This window comes from Spirosoma panaciterrae DSM 21099 (assembly GCF_000374025.1).
In the GTDB taxonomy this organism is placed as follows: Bacteria; Bacteroidota; Bacteroidia; order Cytophagales; family Spirosomataceae; genus Spirosoma; species Spirosoma panaciterrae.
This window is the reverse complement of record NZ_KB893173.1, coordinates 135,699-158,050: the sequence shown is the minus strand read 5'-3', so window position 1 is coordinate 158,050 and position 22,352 is coordinate 135,699. Positions and strand designations below refer to the sequence as shown.

The 22,352-nt window shown below is 45.9% G+C and carries 21 protein-coding genes; 14 read left to right on the top strand and 7 right to left on the bottom strand.

Annotated features, from left to right (window positions below):
• Positions 1 to 45 precede the first annotated feature (45 nt).
• Positions 46 to 3,051, top strand: a complete 3,006-nt coding sequence (locus B153_RS0104060) for an outer membrane beta-barrel protein (RefSeq protein WP_020595393.1) — start codon at positions 46 to 48, stop codon at positions 3,049 to 3,051.
• Positions 3,052 to 3,127: 76 nt separating this feature from the next.
• Here the strand turns inward: B153_RS0104060 and B153_RS0104055 are convergent, their stop codons facing one another.
• The 4 genes from B153_RS0104055 to B153_RS0104040 form a co-directional block, all read right to left on the bottom strand.
• A complete protein-coding gene (locus tag B153_RS0104055; protein WP_020595392.1) occupies positions 3,128 to 4,198 on the bottom strand; it encodes a M42 family metallopeptidase in 1,071 nt (356 codons plus the stop codon).
• On the bottom strand, positions 4,195 to 4,836 hold the full coding sequence (locus B153_RS0104050; RefSeq protein ID WP_020595391.1) for a DUF3226 domain-containing protein: 642 nt from the start codon (positions 4,834 to 4,836) through the stop codon (positions 4,195 to 4,197). The genes B153_RS0104055 and B153_RS0104050 overlap by 4 nt, the downstream gene beginning before the upstream one ends.
• Positions 4,833 to 5,933: an AAA family ATPase gene (locus B153_RS0104045; RefSeq protein WP_020595390.1), complete on the bottom strand. Its 1,101-nt coding sequence runs from the start codon at positions 5,931 to 5,933 to the stop codon at positions 4,833 to 4,835. The genes B153_RS0104050 and B153_RS0104045 overlap by 4 nt, the downstream gene beginning before the upstream one ends.
• 71 nt (positions 5,934 to 6,004) lie before the next feature.
• Positions 6,005 to 6,436, bottom strand: coding sequence for a helix-turn-helix domain-containing protein (locus B153_RS0104040; RefSeq protein ID WP_020595389.1), 432 nt, complete (start codon positions 6,434 to 6,436; stop codon positions 6,005 to 6,007).
• A gap of 135 nt (positions 6,437 to 6,571) precedes the next feature.
• Here B153_RS0104040 and B153_RS0104035 point away from each other — a divergent pair, with 135 nt between their 5' ends.
• The 11 genes from B153_RS0104035 (at position 6,572) to argB (ending at position 16,279) form a co-directional block, all read left to right on the top strand.
• Positions 6,572 to 7,261: a ClpP family protease gene (locus B153_RS0104035; protein WP_020595388.1), complete on the top strand. Its 690-nt coding sequence runs from the start codon at positions 6,572 to 6,574 to the stop codon at positions 7,259 to 7,261.
• Positions 7,262 to 7,497: 236 nt separating this feature from the next.
• A complete protein-coding gene (clpX, locus tag B153_RS0104030; protein WP_020595387.1) occupies positions 7,498 to 8,730 on the top strand; it encodes an ATP-dependent Clp protease ATP-binding subunit ClpX in 1,233 nt (410 codons plus the stop codon).
• Positions 8,731 to 9,037: 307 nt separating this feature from the next.
• Positions 9,038 to 9,640 carry a hypothetical protein gene (locus B153_RS0104020; RefSeq protein WP_026261898.1) on the top strand — a complete coding sequence of 201 codons (603 nt, stop codon included), beginning with the start codon at positions 9,038 to 9,040 and terminating at the stop codon, positions 9,638 to 9,640.
• 211 nt (positions 9,641 to 9,851) lie between these two features.
• Entirely contained in the window at positions 9,852 to 10,409 is a 558-nt protein-coding gene (locus tag B153_RS34605) for a hypothetical protein (RefSeq protein WP_157634568.1), read from the top strand.
• A gap of 199 nt (positions 10,410 to 10,608) precedes the next feature.
• The gene (locus tag B153_RS0104010; RefSeq protein WP_020595382.1) at positions 10,609 to 11,241 is read left to right on the top strand and encodes a hypothetical protein; all 633 of its coding nucleotides are present in this window, start codon (positions 10,609 to 10,611) and stop codon (positions 11,239 to 11,241) included.
• 19 nt (positions 11,242 to 11,260) lie between these two features.
• Positions 11,261 to 11,980 (top strand): alpha/beta fold hydrolase, encoded by a 720-nt coding sequence (locus B153_RS0104005; protein ID WP_020595381.1) that lies wholly within the window; start codon positions 11,261 to 11,263, stop codon positions 11,978 to 11,980.
• Positions 11,981 to 12,145: 165 nt separating this feature from the next.
• On the top strand, positions 12,146 to 13,288 hold the full coding sequence (locus tag B153_RS0104000; RefSeq protein ID WP_020595380.1) for an aspartate aminotransferase family protein: 1,143 nt from the start codon (positions 12,146 to 12,148) through the stop codon (positions 13,286 to 13,288).
• A 512-nt stretch (positions 13,289 to 13,800) separates the two neighbouring features.
• Positions 13,801 to 14,052 (top strand): DUF433 domain-containing protein, encoded by a 252-nt coding sequence (locus B153_RS0103995; RefSeq protein WP_020595379.1) that lies wholly within the window; start codon positions 13,801 to 13,803, stop codon positions 14,050 to 14,052.
• Positions 14,049 to 14,399, top strand: a complete 351-nt coding sequence (locus B153_RS0103990; RefSeq protein WP_020595378.1) for a DUF5615 family PIN-like protein — start codon at positions 14,049 to 14,051, stop codon at positions 14,397 to 14,399. Before B153_RS0103995 ends, B153_RS0103990 begins: the two co-directional genes overlap by 4 nt.
• A 40-nt stretch (positions 14,400 to 14,439) precedes the next feature.
• Positions 14,440 to 15,414 (top strand): Rossmann-fold NAD(P)-binding domain-containing protein, encoded by a 975-nt coding sequence (locus tag B153_RS0103985; RefSeq protein ID WP_020595377.1) that lies wholly within the window; start codon positions 14,440 to 14,442, stop codon positions 15,412 to 15,414.
• A gap of 82 nt (positions 15,415 to 15,496) precedes the next feature.
• Complete coding sequence (gene argB / locus B153_RS0103980; protein ID WP_020595376.1) at positions 15,497 to 16,279, top strand: acetylglutamate kinase; 783 nt, start codon at positions 15,497 to 15,499, stop codon at positions 16,277 to 16,279.
• An 85-nt stretch (positions 16,280 to 16,364) separates the two neighbouring features.
• On the opposite strand, the gene B153_RS0103975 is transcribed toward argB, so the two are convergent.
• Positions 16,365 to 16,919 carry a C40 family peptidase gene (locus B153_RS0103975; RefSeq protein WP_020595375.1) on the bottom strand — a complete coding sequence of 185 codons (555 nt, stop codon included), beginning with the start codon at positions 16,917 to 16,919 and terminating at the stop codon, positions 16,365 to 16,367.
• A gap of 257 nt (positions 16,920 to 17,176) precedes the next feature.
• On the bottom strand, positions 17,177 to 17,611 hold the full coding sequence (locus B153_RS0103970; protein ID WP_020595374.1) for a hypothetical protein: 435 nt from the start codon (positions 17,609 to 17,611) through the stop codon (positions 17,177 to 17,179).
• Between the two features lie 90 nt (positions 17,612 to 17,701).
• Between B153_RS0103970 and B153_RS0103965 the strand changes: the two genes are divergently transcribed.
• Positions 17,702 to 18,004: a DUF4286 family protein gene (locus tag B153_RS0103965; protein WP_020595373.1), complete on the top strand. Its 303-nt coding sequence runs from the start codon at positions 17,702 to 17,704 to the stop codon at positions 18,002 to 18,004.
• Positions 18,005 to 18,056: 52 nt separating this feature from the next.
• Here the strand turns inward: B153_RS0103965 and B153_RS0103960 are convergent, their stop codons facing one another.
• Positions 18,057 to 20,438, bottom strand: a complete 2,382-nt coding sequence (locus tag B153_RS0103960) for an efflux RND transporter permease subunit (RefSeq protein ID WP_020595372.1) — start codon at positions 20,436 to 20,438, stop codon at positions 18,057 to 18,059.
• A 130-nt stretch (positions 20,439 to 20,568) separates the two neighbouring features.
• Here B153_RS0103960 and B153_RS0103955 point away from each other — a divergent pair, with 130 nt between their 5' ends.
• Positions 20,569 to 22,344 carry a hypothetical protein gene (locus B153_RS0103955; RefSeq protein ID WP_020595371.1) on the top strand — a complete coding sequence of 592 codons (1,776 nt, stop codon included), beginning with the start codon at positions 20,569 to 20,571 and terminating at the stop codon, positions 22,342 to 22,344.
• Positions 22,345 to 22,352 lie beyond the last annotated feature (8 nt).

Genomic DNA, 22,352 nt, shown 5'->3' with positions numbered 1-22,352 from the left:
GAATGACCAATATTTAATGAACCGCGCGAGCGGACTCAATGGAATATGAACACTTCTCTGCACCTGCTGACACGGTATCTGTTAGTTACCCTATTCCTTATTCCTTGTTCATTGTGCGTTCATACCGCTTTTGCGCAATCGACTGGTACCATCAGCGGGATTGTGGTAGATTCTGTGACCCGCAAGCCGTTGATGGAAGCCTCCATATCGCTGATGCTGGCGAAAGATTCATCGCTGGTATCCTTTGGGATTACCGACGGCGATGGAAAGTTTGTGTTTTCAAAAATTGCTGAGGGCCAGTATCGCGTGTTGGTGACGTATGTGGGGTATCGGAGCCGCGTTAAACGGGTGGCCATCACCCCCAACGATCATACTGCTGATGCGGGTACCATTGATATTGTGGCGCAATCGCAGACGCTGATGGAGGTTTCTGTGCAGGGAGAAAAAGCGCCCATTGCTGTGAAAGGCGATACCCTGGAATTCAACGCAGGTTCGTTTAAAACCCGGCCCAACGCCCAGGTGGAAGAGTTACTGAAAAAGCTGCCGGGGGTTGAGGTCGACCGCGATGGGGCAATTAAGGCGCAGGGACAGACCGTCACTAAAGTACTGGTCGATGGAAAGCCCTTTTTCGGAAATGACCCAAAAATGGCTACCCGAAACCTCCCGGCCGACATTATCGATAAAGTACAACTGTTCGACCAGTCGTCCGAACAATCAGCTTTTTCGGGCGTAGACGATGGCGACCGCGAGAAGACGATCAATATCACCACCAAACGGGATAAGCGAAAAGGAACTTTCGGCCAGCAGTCGCTTGCAGCCGGGCCCAAACCAGGCGATGATGCCCGGTATTCCGCTCGATTGAGTCTGAACCAGTTTAATAATGGCCGACAGATTTCGATGCTGGGAATGGCCAATAACATCAACCAGCAGGGATTTACCACGCAGGATTTAGGCTTGGGCAATAGTTTTGGTGGCGCTGGTCAGGGCCAGGGCGGGGGCGGAGGAAGCAACGTGGTGCGGGGCGGTGCGGGTGGCGGTAGTTTTGGCGGGGGCAATCAGGTCGGCAGCAGTGCCATTACTTCGTCGTGGGCGGGAGGGATCAACTACCGCGACGGATGGGGCAAGAAAATAGACGTTGTCAGCAGTTATAACATCAGCAATACCAACACCCTTACCGATCAGAGCAGCCACCGGGTCAACGTGATCCCTAGTGCGGGCAGCGCGACACCGACGCGCTCAGATGCCGGATTTATCCGCGATCAGACCAACGGGTCGGATAATACAAACACGAACAATCGGTTCAACCTTCGCTTCGACTATCGACTCGATACCCTGACAACAATTCGGGTGATTCCAAGTCTGTCGTGGCTGAGTTCTTCCTACAACAACCATAGCGAAGCCACGACTAAGACGAGTGAGGGTGTCATGGCCAATACAAGCCAAACCAATTATAACTCGACGGGTAATGGATTTACGGGGAGCAACCAGTTGTTGTTTATGCGGAAGTTCCGTAAAAAAGGACGGACCTTTTCGGTGAACTGGAGTATTTCGGCTAATAATCAGGACAATGAGGGTTTCAACAAGTCGCTGAACCAGTACAACGGGGCTTTCAATGGAGCCTCCACGAGCCTGACTACGGGTATCATTACCCGAGATACGGTAACTGGAATTACAACCCAGACTATCGATCAGCGGAACAACCAGCAAACCCGGTCCATGACCAATACGATCAATGTGAGCTATACCGAGCCTCTTTCGCTACGGCAAACACTTGAGTTTCATTACAATCTGTCAGACAATCACAATACCTCGAACCGGGCCGTCAATGATTTCAATCGAACGACAAGTCAGTATGATCTGCCGAATACCTTATTGAGTAACAATTTCATTAACGATTATGTGACCAATCGGGGCGGACTGACCTGGCAAACCAGACGACTGAAATATACCTATGCGTTTGGCGTCGATGCGCAGCAGGCGAGCCTGAATTCAGACAACCTGAGTAATCGCGACCGAAGCGTAAATAAGTCGTTTTCGAATATCCTGCCGAATGCTTTGTTTACGTATAATTTCGGAAAACAGCGTACGTTACGGTTCAATTATCGGACCCGGATGAATGCTCCCTCGGTGAGCCAGTTGCAGGAGGTACCTATCAATACAAACCCATTGAATATTCAACTGGGGAATTCTAATCTGCAACCCGAATACAGTCATAACCTTACGCTGAATTTCAATCGCTTTGATGCCGCAACCTTCCGAAATTTGTTTGTATTCATTAGCGGGAGCCGGACGGATAACAAAATTGTCAATTCAACAACGTTTGCGCCAAACGGAGCCCAGACAACCCGGCCAGTCAACACGAATGGGTACTATACGGTAAATGGCTCGCTGGTATGGGGGCAGCCGGTTAAGTTTGGTACGCAGAAAACGAACCTGAACCTGAGTACGAACCTGACCTACAACAAAGGGCAGAGTTTTGTGAACAATCAGCCCAACGAAGCTAAAAATTTCCTGATCGGGCAGGGGGTACGGCTGAGTTCCAATTTCTCGGAAAAACTGGATTTGAACATCGGAGGCAATATCAACCTGCAATCGGCAAAGTACTCGTTGCAACCTCAGCAGAATACTACTTTCCTGAACCAGACGGCAACCTTGGATATTTTCTATCAGCTACCGCTCCGGTTCACCTTCTCGACGGATGTGTACTACAATCATTACGGAGGAAGTTCGGCGAGTTATAACCAGTCGTATACACTTTGGAACGCTACGCTGTCGCGGCAGTTGTTCAAGCAGAATCAGGGCGAGATACGGTTTCAGGCGTTCGACCTGCTGAACCAGAACCAGAGCATCGTTCGGAACGTAACCGATACCTACACCGAAGAAGTGCGAAGCCGGGTTCTGAATCGTTATTTCATGATCAGCTTCGTGTACAACATCCGTCGGTTCAATGCTGGTACGACACCTCCCAGCGATCCGTTCCAGCAACGCACGCGTGGGCAGGGTAATTTCCAGCGCGGTCAGGGGGGCGGAGGTTTCCGGCGGAATGAGTAAGAGCGTAAATATTGTAGAAACCCGATGAGTAACATAAACTTATGTTGCCCATCGGGTTTTTTGTTCCTTTGGCTAGCTATTTGATATACCGAAAATCTTCGTTGCCTTTCAGGGCCAGTAAGGTTTCGTACATCAGTTTGATCACGTTCTGTACGTCGTCCATATGCACCGTTTCGACGGTGGTATGCATGTACTTAAGCGGCAACGAGATTAAGGCAGACGCGATTCCTTCGGTTGCGTAGGCAAAGGCATCGGTATCGGTTCCTGTAGAACGGCTAACGGCCTGACGCTGGAAAGCAATCTCGGCCCGCTCGGCTACGTCGATCATAAAATCGAGGACGTTGTTCTGAACGGCCGGGCCATAGCAAAGCACCGGACCAGCTCCGCATTTAAGGTCACCCTGTTCTTTTTTGTCGTATTTGGGCGACTGTGTATCGTGGGTAACATCGGTACAAATGGCGAGGTCGGGCCGGAGTCGGCGGGCAATCATCTCGGCTCCTCGTAAGCCAATTTCTTCCTGTACGGCATTGACAATGTAGAGCGTGAACGGTAGCGTAACATTGTTTTCTTTTAGCAAGCGGGCTACTTCGGCAATCATGAAACCGCCCATCCGATTGTCGAGCGCCCGGCCTACGTAATACCGATTGTTCATCTCGGTAAGGCCATCCACAAACGTGCAGACCGTGCCGACATGAATCCCCATATCCAAAACTTCTTGCTTGGTATTCGCCCCTACGTCGATGAACAGGTCGGTTACTTTGGGGGCGGTATCTTTAGCCAGGTCGCGAACATGAATGGCAGGCCAGCCGAACACGCCTTCAACAACGCCTTTTTTCGTGTGTAGATTAACGCGCATAGAGGGGGCAATCAGCGCATCGGAACCCCCATTTCGTCGGACGAAAATGTAGCCATCGTCGGAAATGTAGTTGACGAACCACGAAATCTCGTCGGAGTGGGCTTCGATTACCACTTTATAGTCTTTACCGGGGCCGATGACACCAACGGCGGTGCCATAGGTATCAACTATGTACTCGTCGGTATAAGGTTTGAGGTAGTCCAGCCAAATCTGCTGCCCCGACGACTCGAAGCCAGTAGGGGAGGCATTGTTGAGGTACTTGTACAGGAATTCTTTACTTTGTTCGTTCATTTTGTACTAAAAAACGGGTCTAAAAATTCTCTTAACGGTTTAAGCGATGGATGGGCTGGATCGAGATTCCAGTGCAGTTTATTGCGATAATCACGATTACGGTCTTTTATTTTTTCTTTCTCCGAATCAGTTTCGCCAACTAACGTTTCTATGTAAGCGTAAATCTTTGTTTTATTGGCGGGTGTTGTAAAGCTACCTGAAGGAGTTGACGACGTTTTGTGTCCGCTTAAACAATCCTCAAATGCTTTCCAGCAATCAAAAACAATCTGATTGTCTGGGCAAATGATTTCTTCAAGCAACGTTTCTATCTCGCCATCTCGTTGATTGTCTGGAAATAAAAAATAGGCAAAGCGTAATTTTTGGCTGTGGAGAGTCAGTTTAGCCTGATTGGTTGAAAATGTATCTGCGTCGAAAATTACAACAGTTGGTATACCCTGAATAGCTAATTGTTGAAAGATTGGAGACAGCTTTTTCATTTTTTCTGGTGAATCGAAAGCGTCTTTCCCATCAACCGAAATGATTTCACCGGGTTTGCCAATGCTCCCTATTGATAAGTCAATGCCATACCATTCAGCAATTACATCCTGTAAAAATTTCTGATCCGTTACTCCCTCAACAAATAGTTGTATGCTACTCATAGTACGCCACCCCGTGTGTTAAAGCCAATATTCAGGGCATACTCAAATTGCTCAAAGTCATAGGTCACCGCTTGTACCTCACCTTCTTTGTTCTCCAAAAGTGTAATATTCCGGGCATCTTTCTGATACTGTTGCATTTCTGAGTCTTCTAACGCATCGACAAACGCACGCTGACATTCAAGACTATGTGTTGTGGCAAAAAGCTGTACGTTATATTTAGCACAAAGCTGAATAATCGTTTTCCAGTAATCTATTAAACGTGTAAAATGGATACCAGAGCCAATTTCATCAATAATTAATCTCCTGTTTTTGGCTAGTAATACTTCCATTAAAATACGTGTAGTTTTTACTGTACCATCTCCAAATCTTACTAATGGATAGATACTATTACTGTCAGTTAGTGTTACACAGAGCATTTCGTAATTATTAGAATACTTGTGTATTCTAACTTCTTCTAGGTTCGGTATTAAGTTCACCAAACTGGATTCAAGCTCTTTTTTTAATAGTTTATCAACGTTAAAATATTCATAAAAAAATTTTACTAAATCAGCTCCATAACTTAAGTTGACAGCGATAAAAGGTGTATAAAGAGAGTATTCCCATTGAGATGAATCTTCAAGATAGGCTGTAACAAGTTGAGGGTCAAATTGTGTTGTACCAACTTGTAGATTTTGTTTAAGCCAAAGTTGAGGAGTAGGATTTATTGTTCCTAATTGGGCATTGAACTGTTCTGCCCTTGTTAAATTTCTATATGAGATAAGTGATAAATCGGATTTTAATTCAATGTTTCCGCCCATTGTAATTATAATGGGTTTGTCTGTTTCTTTGAATATAAGTGACCAAATTTCTGCGTCTTTAAGAACTGAAGGCTGAATACTATGCTCATAATTAAAAAAACCTCTAAAACTTATAGTGCTGATGAGATTTGATCTCCATTGTGCGAGTGCTTCATCAAATGTCAACGCTTCTAACACCGAAGTTTTTCCTACGTTATTATCGCCAACGATCAGATTGAACTGCCCTAGATTGTCCATCTCGAAGGAGTCGAATCGTTTGAAGTTTTCGATTTTGAAGTAGGTGAGGTGTTGCTTTTCCATAAATGAGGGTAACCAGTCTGACTAGGCACAGTGGGCAAATGTACTAAATGGGTAATTATCTAAAACAAAACTTACTTGAACCCAATCCGTTCACGCTCCCGTTCGGGCGAAACACCCATCGAGCGTAGGAGTTCGAAGGCGATGCGGTCGTCGTATTTACGTTTCCAGTAATCGGTTTCCAGGCGGAGTTTGTCCAGCTCAACCTGCTGTTTCTCAACCATCAGCCGGAGAGTTTCAAGCTCATGGTTAGTCGCTGGTTTTTCCTCAACAACCTGTGCGATAATGGCCTCGTCGGAAAGCAGACTGAGGGGAGATACATCCAGAACCGTAGCAATCTGGGTCAGACGAGAGAGGGTAAGATCGGTTTTACCACGCTCAATGTCGCCGTAGGCCGTGGTAGAAAGATTGAGCAGATCGGCCATGTTTTCCTGCGATAAACCGCGCTGAAGCCGTTGTAGGCGGATTTTTTCGGCCGGGCCACGATTGGCGTTGGAAGCGTTCATATCAAGTGACAACGATAAATTATTAACCTAAACCGACAGGGTTTTTCGAGATGATAACGCAATTTTGTGACGAAACGATTCTCGAACTTACACCAAGTATTCTTGGTTTTCAAATTAACGAATAGAAACCCCAGTATGAATTACGAACAAGAGTTCCGCAAATTCGCCGTACACCACATGGGTCTTAATGGCCTGACGGTTGATGGCTACATGAATCATACCGTTAATAACCTTACGGTTGAAAACATGACCCGCTCGGTCATTGAAGAACGGCCGATGAACTTCCGCGAAGTCGATGTGTTTTCGCGCTTAATGGCCGACCGGATTATTTTTATGGGCTTGCCAGTTGATGACAACATTGCCAATATCATTGTGGCTCAGTTGCTGTTCCTGGAATCGGCCGATCCGAAAAAAGATATTCTGATGTACCTGAATAGCCCTGGTGGTTCAGTCTATGCTGGTCTGGGTATTTACGACACCATGCAGTACGTTCGTCCTGACGTGGCAACGGTATGTACCAGCTTAGCCGCTTCGATGGGGGCAGTGTTACTGGCTGGCGGTGCCGCTGGCAAACGGTCGGCTCTCCCACATGCTCGTATCATGATTCACCAGCCATCGGGTGGTGCGCAGGGGCAGTCGGTCGATATTGAGATCACGGCCCGCGAAATCGTGAAGCTTCGCGAAGAGTTGTATCAGATTCTGGCTCATCACTCCGGCAAATCGGTTGAGCAGATTGAGAAAGATTCGGATCGCGATAAATGGATGCGCGCCGAAGAAGCCAAAGAATACGGCCTGATCGATGAAGTATTGCGTCGGGAAAAATAAGAGGACGGTCGAATAACAAGACAGATTTCTCGGTTCCGACTAAGAAAATCATACCGCATCATTCGTTATTCGCTAATCCTTTTAATAATTTTGTTGATTCTGAAAGACTCAGGTTCGGCCTGAGTCTTTTTTTTAGCGAAATTTAGGTCAATAATGAGTCTGTTTATCAGCAATCGGACGAAGAAAAAAGTATCTGTAGTCTGCTAAACCCCAGCTCTTTTACCCTGCAAACATTCATGCCACAAATCAGCTGCTCGTTCTGTGGACGGCGCAAAAATGAAGTAATGGTGCTGCTGTCGGGCATCGACGCACACATCTGCAACTATTGCATCGAACAAGGTCACCAGGTGGTGCTGGAAGAAATGCGCCCTCGCCGGAGCGAACCAACCGAAGTGAATATCAATCTCATCAAGCCTGTTGAGATGAAAAAACACCTCGACCAATATGTAATTGGGCAGGACGAAGCCAAAAAAGCCATTACTGTAGCGGTTTATAACCACTACAAACGCCTGATGCAGCCCAAAACGGATGATGACGTTACGATTGAAAAGTCGAACATTATTATGGTGGGCGAAACGGGCACGGGCAAAACTTATCTGGCTCGTTCCATTGCCAAAATCCTGGAAGTACCCTTTTGCATTGCCGATGCTACGGTTATTACCGAAGCGGGGTATGTGGGCGAAGATGTTGAAACTATTCTGACCCGGCTGTTGCAGGCGGCCGATTACAACGTAGAAGCGGCTGAGCGCGGAATTGTATACATCGATGAAATTGACAAAATAGCCCGAAAGTCAGACAATCCGAGTATTACCCGCGATGTAAGTGGAGAAGGAGTCCAGCAGGCATTGTTGAAACTGCTGGAAGGTTCGGTCGTGAACGTTCCACCTCAGGGGGGGCGCAAGCATCCTGACCAGCGACTCATCGCCCTGAATACCGAAAATATTTTGTTTATCTGTGGTGGGGCATTTGATGGGGTAGAACGACACATCATGAAGCGCATCAACACCCGCCCCATCGGTTTTTCGGGTGATCGGCGGCTGAACGAAACCCTCGAACGGGGTCATCTGATGCGGTATATATCGGCACTTGACCTTAAATCGTTTGGCTTGATTCCCGAGCTGATTGGTCGTCTGCCTGTACTGACGCACCTGGAGCCGCTTGATCGGAAAGCGCTTATGCAAATCTTGACTGAGCCCAAAAACGCGATTACGAAGCAGTACAATAAGCTCTTCACAATGGAAGGCATAACGTTGCATTGGGACGATAGCGCACTGAATTATATTGTGGATCAGGCGCTGCAATACAATCTGGGGGCTAGAGGGCTTCGGTCGATCTGCGAATCCATCATTATGGATGCCATGTTTGAATTGCCTTCGCAAACAGGCGTTCATGAACTGACCGTCAGCCTGGAATATGCGCGTGAAAAATTTGGAAAATCAGGTACGTATCAAATGCGTTCTGTTGCGTAATCGATGGTGATTTAAGTTTTCTGCCATTCCAACCGGGACGCGTAGTTGCAGGAGGAATAACAGAAAATGCAGCAGCGCTTTTATTATAGTGTACTAACGAACAATTACTTAATTCTACGAATCAAATCGTGTTGAGGTTCGCCTACTAACGGAGTGCTTAGAGAAAAATCCCCCGGCTTTTTATAAAAAGCCGGGGGATTTTTTTGTCTGAATCAAATTTGTTCTTGGCGGTTAGTAACAAATGTGACTTTGGCTGGTTAATCGCTTTGATAATGTATTCGTTACACGAACAATCTTTGAACATTTTATGAAAAACACATCTAATTCACTGCTCAGTAGTTTATTGATGATTCTCGTAATTGCCGCTTGTAGCCGCCCGGTCGCCTATTTTCAGCCTGGCCAACGGGAGCACTTCTCGGCGAAAGCAACTAGCGAAGCAACAGCCCCCATCACATCGCCTGTCCTTACAGAGACCCCCGCCCAACAGCCTGTAACAACGTCGGCTGAACAACTGGCTCAAACCAATTCGGCCCTTGATAAAGTAGACGCTCTCGTTCGTAACGATAGCAAACTGGCGGAGAATAAATCCGTTCAGAAGCGACTCAGTCGTATTCGCACCCTATTGGCCGCACAGCCAACCGATCGGCAGACCACGACCGCTGTTACCGCACCCAAAAAGATGAACCTGATGGAACGGATGATGGTGAAGAAGATGAATAAAAAAATTAGCCGACAACTGGCCCCAGCCAACCCCGATAAAACCATGATCAATTCGGGTACATTGGCAACAGGTGCCGTTTTAGTACTTGTAGGCTTATTATTACTGCTGCTCACATCGGGTACTGGCGCTACCATAGGTCTCATTGCCCTCATCGTTGGTGCAGTACTCCTGTTGGTTGGCTTATTGTAAAGTCTATTTTAATAGGAGAATAACAGTTTTTAGACGGTTTCCTAAATCGCTATTCGTCAGTTTATGACTGACGGATAGCGATTTTTGTTTGGGTTATCCGGCAATACTCGGATTTAATCAGGAATTTATTTGTGGTGATCATAAATGAGTTAAGTTGCAGGCAAAGAAGAAACCCTGACAGTTTACCGCTGTTTTTCTTATGCAGGCATTCATGAAACATTCCGTATTCCTGTTAATTGGACTGTTTAGTCTGATGGCTTGTCATCGCCCGACTGCTTCTGTCTTACCAGAGCTACCTTCCCGTTTTACCAGTACTCAACGAAGCATACGCTCTGTCGAAGGGGTAAAGAATGGAGCGGGGGCGTTTTCTGCTCAGCCAACAAATGCACTGGATAGGATTGATACGTTGGTACGTAATGATGCTCGATTAGCTACCAATAAAAGCATTTTAGAGCGCTTCCGCCACGTTAAAAGTTGGGCTGAAAAGCCCTCGGCAAATGTAACCCATGAGGCTACCCAAAGCCTTACAAGCCGACGGAGGACTGGGCTTCAGCAGGTCTTGGTCAAAAAGCTGACAAAACGGCCTGGCTATCAGCGCACCTCGGTTGCTCCAGCAAAAACTGCCTTGACGGAAGGTATTCTGGTGTTGGGGGGAGTATTGCTGCTTGGAGGGGTCCTGTTGGTTCTGCTGACATCCGGGACGGGCTTTGCGGCTGGCGTAATAGCACTGGCGGCCGGTTTGGTATGCTTATTAATCGGGTTTTTGTAGTTTCTGAGCACTCAAAAGTGGTGTGCCGTAAAATGGAATTTTTATCGGCCCATTCAGCATTTTCTATTGTTTTTCAGACTATTTCCAAACTTGTTGAATTTTTTTTTCTACCAAAGCCCAACAAACCAATGGAGTTGTAGTTGTTGAGGATGATATTGCAATCGTTTATACTAAATCGTTCACTTTAATTCTTTACTTTATGAAAACACTGTCCAAGTCGTTGTTTTTCCTGCTTTTCGGTCTTGTTGTTTTGGCTTCCTGTAGTCGTCCGGTTGCCTACTTTCAGCCCAGTGCCCGTGAGCATTATACCTCAACTCAGCCTAAATCAACTGTAGCCGCGGTGCCTGTTGAAACAACGGCTCCTACAGTCGTAAACACCCCCACACCTGAAGTGGCTCAGGCATCTGAAGCTACACCTGCTCCGGCCGAACAGCTTGCCCAGGCCAAAGAAGCCGTTAGTCAGGTCGAAGCATATGTTCGTAACGACAGCAAACTGGCATCGAATAAAAAGCTGGCCAAACGCATGGCCCGGCTGAATGAGATGATGACGACGGCTACTGAAAAAGCGGCCGTGTCGACTACTACTGCTTCGACTAAAAAAATGTCGTTCATGGAGCGGACGATGCTGAAAAAACTCGATAAGAAAATTAAAAGCCACGTAGCCCCCGAAAAAACGAAAGTGATGGATCGTAATGTTCGGCTGGGTCTGATCATCGGTCTGATCGGTTTACTACTTTGGTTGCTGGGCGGTGCCAGTGTTCTGGCCGTAATTGGTCTGATTATGTTCGTTGTTGGATTAGTACTGGTACTGATCGGAGTTATCAACGGCTAACTGTTAATCAAACGTTGGTATGAGTCAATCACCTACACTTTGTCTCATCCACGGCCACGGCGTAGATGCTTCCATCTGGGATAGCATCTACGCCGATTTGGCTTTAGAGACCCCGGTATTCAAACCTGATTTTGCTTATCTGACCAACCACCGCACCATTGAAGCCTATGCAGAAGACTTGTATGCCCAATTGCAGATCGCGCAAGTTGAAAAGGTAATTTTGGTTGGTCATTCGATGGGGGGATACATCGCACTCGCCTTTGCCGAACAACATCCCGATAGCGTACATGGATTGGTGCTCTATCATTCTACGGCCCTGGCTGATGATGAAAACCGTCGGGAAGTACGCAAACAGGCCATTAACGAATTGAAAGCGAATGGGGCAGCCCCCTTTATTCGGAAGCAGTTGCCGAACATGGTGGCTCCCGATTTTCCTGGTGAAAAAACACAGCAATTAATCGATCGCTTTGTCGATTTGCCAGCAGAGGCCCTGATTGCCGGTATGGGAGCTATGGCCACCCGACCCGATCGGACACACGTATTGCGGGAGGCCAGATACCCAATTTTGCTGGTTCTGGGTCGTAAGGACCAGATTATAGCGCATGATAAAGCGGCTGAACTCGCTAAGTTGGCCAACGGTATTCGGGTTGAAACGATTGACAATGCGGGACATCTGAGTATGGTCGAGCAGCCGGGTGAATCGTTTCAGATCATCAAAGCATTCGTATCGTTGTGTTGAACAGACGAGCAAAACAAACTCTGATAAAATAAATTGGGAGGCCGAGCAGCTTCCTTTTTTGTTTTAAGCCCATTTTCAACGGATTATCCGTAAACTTGCACCTCATTTTTTCGATAACCTGCTGGCAGATACCCAGGCGGGGCTGTCAGCTAATTGTTTACAGGAATGGCTGAGCTTTTTAACGTGTATCCCTTGTACGACATTGAACCTGTTCGAGCACAGGGTAGCTATCTTTGGGATGTCAATGGCACCCAGTATCTGGATCTTTACGGTGGGCATGCCGTGATTTCGGTAGGGCACACCCACCCACGGTATGTAAAAGCGCTGACCGATCAGCTAAACAAGATTGCGTTTTATTCCAACTCGGTCAAAATCCCCAAGCAACAGGAACTGGCGGATAAATTAGGGGCGCTCTCCGGACATCCAGACTATGCGCTGTTCTTATGCAATTCGGGAGCGGAAGCCAACGAAAATGCGTTGAAGCTGGCGTCTTTTCACAATGGACGGACCAAAGTGGTTGCATTTACAAAATCGTTTCATGGGCGTACAGCTGGAGCGGTAGCTGTTACTGATAATCCGGCTATTGTAGCGCCTGTCAATTACAAGGAACACGTATCGTTTTTGCCTTACAATGATGTAGAAGCCGCTAAAGCCGGTATTACCTCCGAAACCTGTGCCGTTATTGTTGAAGGCATTCAGGGGGTAGGCGGTATTCAGGTCGCTACGGATGAGTTTTTGCAAACGCTTCGTCAGCGGAGCGATGAAACCGGCGCTATTCTGATTCTGGATGGGGTGCAATGCGGTTATGGGCGCTCTGGTAAGTTTTTTTCGCACCAGTATAGCGGTATAGAAGCCGATATTATTTCAATGGCAAAGGGTATGGGGAACGGTTTCCCGATCGGAGGGATTCTGATCTCGCCCAAATTCAAAGCTAGTTATGGTCTGTTAGGAACTACCTTTGGCGGAAATCACCTGGCCTGTGCTGCCGCCATTGCCGTACTGGATATTATGAGCGATGAAGGATTGATGGAAAATGCGCTTCGCATAGGCAATTACCTTATGGATGGTATTCGCCAGGTTGGGGGGCATAAAGATCTTCGTGGACGTGGACTGATGATTGGTATCGAATATGATTTCCCGGTCGATTCGCTACGCAAAGCCCTGTTGTTTGATCATAAACAGTTCACCGGAGTAGCCGGAAAATCGACCATCCGTCTGTTGCCTTCGCTGGCCATTGGCATCAACGAAGCCGATCAATTTCTGGAAGCCTTACAGGCTTGCCTGAAGGCGGAGAAAGTTGGGGCTTAGCAATAATCAATAGTTGGAATGATAAAAAATCATTGAAATAAAAGGTTAAACAAGTTTGTGGTTATGAAAGTGTTTTAAGAAAATTTGAGAGAAGAGTAATCCCCATTCCACAGCTTACCAAAATCTATAGCATTTTGTAACGCTAAAATGGCTTCTTTTCTTAAGTATCTGTATATCCACAAATTAAAACAAGGTAGGCTGTACTTTTGGCGTACCTGTAAGTAGAATAAGTAGGGCTTTGTCTATATTCCTTGAGGGATTGAGTTGGATTAGAAGTCATTAATCCCTTATAGGAGAATTAACGTTTTTCGAACTGAAATTGCTTTTCGTTTTGAGTGTAAGAGATTAAAGTATCTTTTTTAGCGCATACAGGTCGGCTTCGGAAAGAGAACTTGTCAACATAGATTTGGGGCTTTCATCGAGTTTCAAAGTTATATTTGAAAGAAAGTCGAGCCAGATCGTTAACGCCTTTCGGTTACTACCTCTCTAGCTAAAATGGTTGATAGAACATCATGATGAATTGGCAAAATTATATCGATTCAGACGGAAAGGTCTTACTAGGTAAACCGGTGGTAAAAGGCACACGGTTATCGGTTGAGTTTCTGTTGGAACGATTGGCTGATGGCTGGACCGAACAGGATTTGCTGGATAATTACCCCCGGCTGACCAAAGAGGCTTTGCAGGCCGTTTTTGCCTACATACACGCAACTATGAAGGATAATTTGGTCATTTTTCCCGGGACAGATTTTCGTCAGGCATCATGAAATTTTTGGCTGACGAAAATTTCCCTTTTACTGCTTTTCGGATATTACATGAATCAGGGTATGACATTAAGCATATTGCGCTTGAAATGCCCAGCATAACTGATGCTGACGTTACCAATTTAGCAATTTCTGAAAATCGAATCATTCTTACATTCGACGGGGACTATGGGACACTTATATTCAAGTTTGGCTATCGGCCTCCCGGAGTTGTCTATTTTCAGTTGCCAAATATTACACCCGATGAACCCGCCTACATTATTATGAATCTGCTTAACGAAGCGCATCAACTAGAAGCAATGTACACGGTTGTAGAAAACGATAAAATACGTCAACGCCGAATTTACTGAGCCGATTCTTCTCCAAACTCGTTCAACACGTAAGTACAAAATGACTAATTTCCTCTCGCTGGCTGACGTTGCCGACCTCGATGCTCTCATCCGGTCGGGTATCGATGCGAAAGCAAACCCATTTGCCGATCAGCACCTTGGTAAGAATAAAACCATTGGCCTGATTTTCTTTAATTCCAGCCTGCGTACCCGAATTAGTACGCAGAAAGCCGCCCAAAATCTGGGAATGAATGTTATAACGATGAATGTCGGGCAGGATAGCTGGGGGCTCGAAATGGAGGATGGCGTAATCATGAACAGTGACAAGGCCGAACATGTCCGGGAGGCTGCCGCTGTGATTGGCCGATACTGCAACATCATTGGCATTCGTGCTTTTGCTGAACTGAAAGACCGTGCCAAAGACTATCAGGAGCAGGTAATGCATCAGTTTGCCAGGTACGCAGGTGTGCCTATTGTTAACCTTGAATCCGCTACCCGGCACCCTTTACAATCTCTGGCCGACTGCATCACGATTGAGGAGGTAAAGCAGAGCAACCCATCGCTACCTGCCAAACCCAAGGTAGTACTGACCTGGTTGCCCCATTTTAAGCCACTGCCGCAGGCTGTTGCCAACTCGTTCAGCGAGTGGATGAATGCCCGCGCAAAGGCTGGTGATGTAGAGTTTGTAGTAACTCATCCTGAAGGATACGAGCTTGCCCCTGAGTTTGTAGGGAATGCACGAGTCATTTACAATCAGGATGAAGCTTTTGAAGGGGCTGATTTCATCTATGGTAAAAACTGGTCATCGTATACACACTATGGGCAGGTGCTCACCCAGGACCCATCGTGGGCAGTAACCATGAACGATATTCGCCTGAGCAACCATGGTAAGTTTATGCACTGCCTGCCTGTTCGCCGGAATTTAAAAGTGTCTGACGAAGTGCTCGATAGCCCCCATTCGCTGGTAATTGAGCAGGCTGCCAACCGGGAATGGTCGGCGCAGGCTGTATTGAAGGAAATTTTATTGACTCTATGAAATAAGGTGCGGAAAGTGAGACTGGAAAAGGGATAAAGAAGCAAGCCTTTTCCAGTCTCACTTTCCGCACCTTTTCCTTTTTATGAATACACTTACTGTAATTAAGATTGGCGGGAATGTTATTGATGATCCTGCTGCCTTGCATCGGTTTCTGAGGGCTTTTGCCAGTTTGTCGGGGGCTAAAGTACTCATTCATGGTGGAGGAAAAGTGGCTACGCAGGTTGCCGAAAAACTGGGCATCCAGACTACTATGGTGGAGGGCCGTCGTATTACCGACCAGCCGATGCTCGATGTGGTGACCATGGTATACGGGGGCCTTGTCAACAAACAGGTTGTGGCCAAACTTCAGGCGCTGGAAGTAAATGCCATTGGTTTAACGGGGGCCGATGGAGGTACTGTTCTGGCCCGAAAGCGGCCTGTGAAAGATATTGATTACGGTATGGTTGGCGATATTGAGGAAGTCGATTCCGGGCAGATTCAATTCTTCCTCCGTCAGGATTTAACCCCTGTGTTTGCACCGATTACTTACAATACCGCTGGCGACCTGCTCAATACCAATGCTGATACAATGGCTTCGGCTATTGCAGTCGATATGGTCAGGCATAATCAGGTTACGTTAATTTACTGCTTCGAAAAGAAGGGCGTATTGAAAGACCCTACCGACGAGACAAGTGTAATCAACCAGCTTACCCCCAGTTTATACGCTGAGTATAAAACGGCTGGTGTGATCAATAAAGGCATGATTCCAAAACTGGACAATGCCTTTAAAGCGTTGCAAAATGGAGTGTCAAAAGTAATTATCTGTCACGCTGATGAACTGGCTTCGGCTGTTAATCAGGGAGCGGGTACAACCTTACAGTTGTAAACCGATAAAAGCCAGGGGATACGGGTCGTTCGCAGTGTCAATGTCATGCGAACGACCCGTATCCCCTGGCTTTTGTGGATTTATCTTACTTCTCTGCCAATAAGTGGGCGACTCGTCGGATTCCCATAAACCGCCGTTGATAATAACTCGCGTCAAGATAATCGTAACGAACCCCGCCATTCCAGGCTGAGTGAATGAATTTGATCTGATTGCCAATCACTTCAGTAATCAGGCCAACATGCCCAATTCGGTTGCTGCCTGAGCTGTGGCCTTTAAATAGAATCAGATCACCGGGTTGAGCAGCTTCCTTGTCAACAGCCGTTCCTACAGAACCCTGGGCTGCGCTGGAATGGGGGAGAGAAATTCCAAACTTATTGAAACAAAAACGGGTAAAGCCTGAACAGTCGAATCCATGTGTACTCGACCCACCCGACCGATAGCGGATAGAAAGATGCCGTTTGGCAAAACTTAGCACTTCATTTACGAGTGGGATCTGATCGTAAAAGCTTGCCTTTTCAGAAGATACGGTGGGTACGTCAGTTACGGCAGGTACTTCGTTAGTTACAGTGGGTACGTTCTGTGCTTGAACGATGCTAAACGAGACAGTACAAAATACTGCCAGGAGCACTTTCTTCATCATAGAAATAGGTTAAAGCCAGGTTACATGTATAAAAGTATGGCATTGTGGCCAAACTACCTATTTTATGAGGAAGTATTTCTACAATCTGTCCGAAATTTTTTATGCCAGAAATGGTAAATACTTGACCGTAAACTAATTGCGAGCAGCCGAATTAATGATTTTTAATGAAACCAGTTAGAATCATACAAAACATCCCGAAACGGAACCTCTGCTTAGCTCCATTTCGGGATGTAGATTCACCTTCTATCGGTAGTGTATTAGAACCATCCGGCGCCGACAATACGGAAAGGCCAGGGGATTGAGGCAAGAATGAGCAATAACCCCAAACCATAGAAAATTCCAATCAGGCGATGTTTGGTCGTAGCGTCGGATGCGCGTTTTGAGCGAGAATAGCCAATGGTAATTAGCGCAATAGCGATTAGCATCCCTGTTGTATGTTCAACGCTGTAAAAGCGGTACAATTTCTCACTAAGCATGCTGAAATTGACTTTTGGGCTGATAAATAGGAGAATCAGGCCAATAATAAACTGGGTATGTATCGAAATGAGCGTAAACAGATAGAGCTTTCGATTGCCATCAGTATACTGGCTGCGGCTCTGCCATTTGCTAATGCCGGTACCAACGGCAGCAACCAATAAAACAAGAGCGATCCAGCGAAGTCCTGAGTGAGCGTGTACCAATCCGGAATACATAAAATGTCAGTTTAGCGTATAAATTGATTTCGGAGCGCAAATAAACAACCAAAAGATCAACTTACACCGATCGTTTCGTGTTTCTGAGGTATGATTCTCTATAATACTACCTACAGCGTTGCTGCTGAAATAGCCGACGATTGGGTGCGCTGGATGAAACGATTCTATTTGCCCGCTGCAATCGCTACTGAACTACCTGTAAGCTATAAAATTCTCCGGCTACTAACGGAAATCGACAATGGGGGGACTACATTTTCGGTGCAGCTTGACTTTAGCTCAAGGGCGGATTATGAAACGTTTCTGGAGCGCCATGCAGATACACTACGCCAGCGTATACAGCATCGATTTGGCGGTCAGTTTGTTTCATTTGATACGCTTCTTCAGGAAGAGTAACAGGGAGTCACTGAGTTGTTATTGATTGCCAGTAATGGCAACTCAATGCCTATCAATTTTCAACATCAACCTGCTTTCTGCGCTTATCTACCGTGAGCAGAAAAGCAGGTAATAGGATCAGGTTGGAAGCCATTCCCATCAGCAGCGTAATAGAAACCAGAATGCCCAGAGCAATAGTCCCCTGAAAGGTTGATGCGGCAAAAATGGCGAAACCCGCAAACAGGATCATGGCTGTGTATAACATGCTGATTCCTGTGTATCGGATGGTTTCGGAAACGGCCCGTTCTAATGTAAGTTTCTGATTTCGAAGCTCATCTCGATACTTGGTGATGAAGTAAATGGTACCATCCGAAGAAATCCCGAAGGCTATACTGAAAATAAGGATAGTTGACGGTTTCAGGTGAATGTCGAAAAACCCCATAATCCCCGCTGTAACGATCAGGGGCACTACACTGGGTAAAATAGCGATCAGACTCAGTCGAATATCCCGGAGGAGAATAATCAGAATCACCGACACCAGCACAACGGCCAGTACGGTACTTTCGGCCAGATTTCTTAATAGGTAGTCATTGCCACGGGTAAATACGACGCTATTGCCAGTGATGTTGACTTCATATTGTTCGTCAGCGGCTACTCGTTTGCCAGTAGCCCGATCAACATTGAAAATTGAATCGGCTTTGGGCTGTAATTCGTTCAGCAACTGAGTTGTACGAACTGTTCCGACGTCGGGCATCTGAAAACTGATGCGTGTATACCGGAATGTCGTATCCATATAAGCCTTAAAGGCAGCGCCACCTCCAGCACCTTTAGCGCCCTTCAACTGAGGAACGTAGCTAGCCAGCTTGCTCAACTCTAAGGCACCAGGCATGGCAAAGTATTTTGGATCACCTCCCCGATAGGACTGGTAAAAGAATTTGACGGCTTCGACAAGTGACAGAGGGCGGGTAAACTCATTGTATTTGCTGAACTCTCGTTCCAGAACTCGGATTTTTGTCAGGGTTTGTGGGGTTAATACCCGGCCAGGGCGTTTGGTGTCGATACTAACCTCAAACGGCATTACCCCTTTAAATCGACTTTCAATAAACTTAAGATCCGTATAAATAGGGTCATTTTTCGGTAGGTCATCGACAACGTAGCCAATAGGGTTGATCTGAAAAGCCCCAACAACAGCTATAAGCGTAACAAGACTAATAAATGTATAAATAGCCGTTCGTTTATGATGTACAATGTGGTTTACCCAGGTTAAGAAACCACTTACCTGCCGACGTTCTAGATGGCCACGTTGTCTGGATGAAGGAACGGGTAAGTAACTAAATACGATCGGAATCAGAATGAGCGACACCACATAGGTAGTCATGATTCCAAAAGCAGCTACTAACCCAAATTGAAGCAGGAGCGGACTACCTGTGAAATAAAAGACAAAAAAACCGATACTGGTCGTAATGTTGGCGAAAAACGTCGTTTCGCCTACTTTCTCAGTGGCTATCAGTAACGCTTCGTGCTTGCTGCGGTGCCGATTGAGTTCTTCATGATACCGATTTAGTAAAAAAATGGCGTTCGGAACACCGATGACAATGATAAGCGGAGGGAGCAGCCCGGTAAGTAGGGTAATATCGTAGCCAAACACAACGATGTAGCCTGTTACCCAGATTACCCCAATCCCGACAACCCCCAGAGCGACCAGCGTAATGGTAATTGATCGGAAAAAATAAAAGAGGATCAATCCCGTCACCAGAAAAGCCAGCCCCATGAACAGGGTTAATTCATGACTAATCTTGGCTGAAAACTCGGTCCGAATGTAGGGCATGCCTGACATATGAACGGTAGCATCAGGTCCGAGTAAGGTGTGTTGCCGACCAAACGAATCAGCTATGGCTTCTACTTTTCGGACAAGGCCAATCCGGTTCTTAGTATTGACAACCGTTTGATCGAAAGTGATAGCCATGAGGTGGGCACGTCCTGTGCTATCGCTGACCAGATTCCGGTAAAACGGCAGCGCAGCTATCTGGTTATGTAGACTGTCGACACTGGCCTGTGCGGTAAGCGGCTGAGCAATCAATGGACGTATGCGAAAAGTATGAGCCGTATCGTCGCGAATGACTGTAAAAAGATTGGCGTTTGAGACTACATCTTTAATGCCCTCGATGCGACGAATTTTCTGACTTAACGCATACCAATCGTTAAAGAACGGTAACTGATACATGCTATCTGTCTCTACACAGAGTACCATAACACTACCGTCCTGACCGAAGCGCGATTTAAAGGCTTCATAGCGCTGATATTCAGGGTCGCTAACCGGAAGAACTTTGGCCAGCTCGTAAGAGAGTTTGACTTTAGTAGCCTGATAACCCATAAAGGCCGTACCAAGCAAAACCAAGACAATCAGCGCGATTCGATTCGATATGATAAGGGAAGAAATACGGGACCAGATCATGCCTGATGAGCGGGGAATAAGGCCGCAAGGTACGTAAAAATGATGGCGGTTGAGAAATTTGCCGCCTACTTGGTTTTAAATATATATTAAATTAATTTTGGATATATTTAAGTATTTTAATTAATGATTTATGTTTAGGAAAAATTTATTTTGTTTTTGTTTTCTTGTTTTAGCCTTATCGCTGAATATGGTGAAAGGGCAGAATAATTTGTTAATAACTGGCCCAACATCTTCGACACCAGGTAACACTAATATAATTGTCAATCCTAGCTGGGTAAGCCTTGGATTAACAAGTGTCAATAATACGTTAATTGGATATGGAGCAGGCAATCAGCTAAAGACTGGCTCAGGTAACACATTTCTTGGAGCATCAGCAGGTCAAAATACAAGTTCTGGAAGTGATAATAATTTTTTTGGCTACTTAGCTGGATATAATACAATAACTGGCAATCGCAACATACTAATCGGTAGTTTTGCTGGATGGCAAAATAATGCAAGTGACAATGTTTTTATTGGTAGTACAGCAGGTACATATAATACTTCTGGTTATAACAATATTTTTGTCGGAGCGGGGGCAGGGTACTCTAATACAACAGGTAATCGAAATACGTTTCTAGGTTTTTCAACTGGGAATTCTAACACAACGGGATCAGGAAACCTTTTTACAGGATCAAATGCTGGTTACAAGAACACAACAGGTGAATACAATGTATTCTCTGGTAATGATGCAGGGTACAGTAATACCACTGGTTCTGATAATGTATTTACTGGGTATTCAGCAGGAAGTTCAAATACTATCGGTTCTTATAATGTATTTACGGGGCTAAACGCAGGCATTAGTAATACAACTGGTAGCTACAACGTATTTACTGGGCATATGGTAGCAAGCCAGAACACAACAGGTTCTTCTAACATATTTACGGGTTACTTGGCTGGAGGTTCAAATACAACAGGAAGTAAAAATATCTTTATAGGTTATCAAGCTGGTATAAGCAATAAGACGGCAGATGGTAACCTGTGTTTGGGGTATACGGCTGGTTATACTAACCAAAATGGCATCCAAAATACCTATCTAGGTTATATGTCGGGGTATAATGCTGTGGCCGATTCAAACACCTTTGTGGGCTATAAATCTGGCTATAGCGTTACTACTGGCAAAAGCAATACCTTTTTTGGAAGTATGTCGGGCCAAGGCGTTTCAACGGGAAGTCGCAACACAATCGTTGGGAATGGAGCTGGGCCAGCCAGTGGAGCGGTTGATGAAAATGTTTATATAGGGTATTCAACAGGAAGTCATGACAATGGATATCGTAATACCTATTTAGGTACAGGAGCGGATGCGTTGGTTCAGAACCTAACGAATGCAACGGCTATTGGGGCTGGGGCATTAGTTGCTGTTAGTGACGCAATTGTGCTTGGTCGAAAAGCCAATGTAGGTATAGGTACTAGTACGCCCACAGCACGCTTACATATACAAACTGACCACATGAATGAATCGGGTATTCGGCTGGAGAATCTGACCAGTAATAGCCCGGCAAACCTGATAACGCAAAAAGTATTAACAGTAAATGAGCAGGGAGAAGTCGTACTGGCACAACCGAGTACTGGTAAGTTATACATAAAAAATCAGACTGCGTGGGCTGACCATGTTTTTGAACCAGATTACGCTCTTAAATCATTATATGAAGTAGAGCAATTTGTAAAAGCAAATCGGCATCTGCCTGATATGCCATCGGCAATGGAGATAGTAAAAAAAGGCTATGAAGCAACTGCTATGGATGCTCGGTTGCTTCAGAAAGTAGAGGAGACTATGCTCTATATGATACAATTAAAGCGGGAGGTAAACCAACTTCAACACGAGAACAGACAACTAAAACGAATGTTGCAACGAATAAAAAAAAACTAATCCACTCA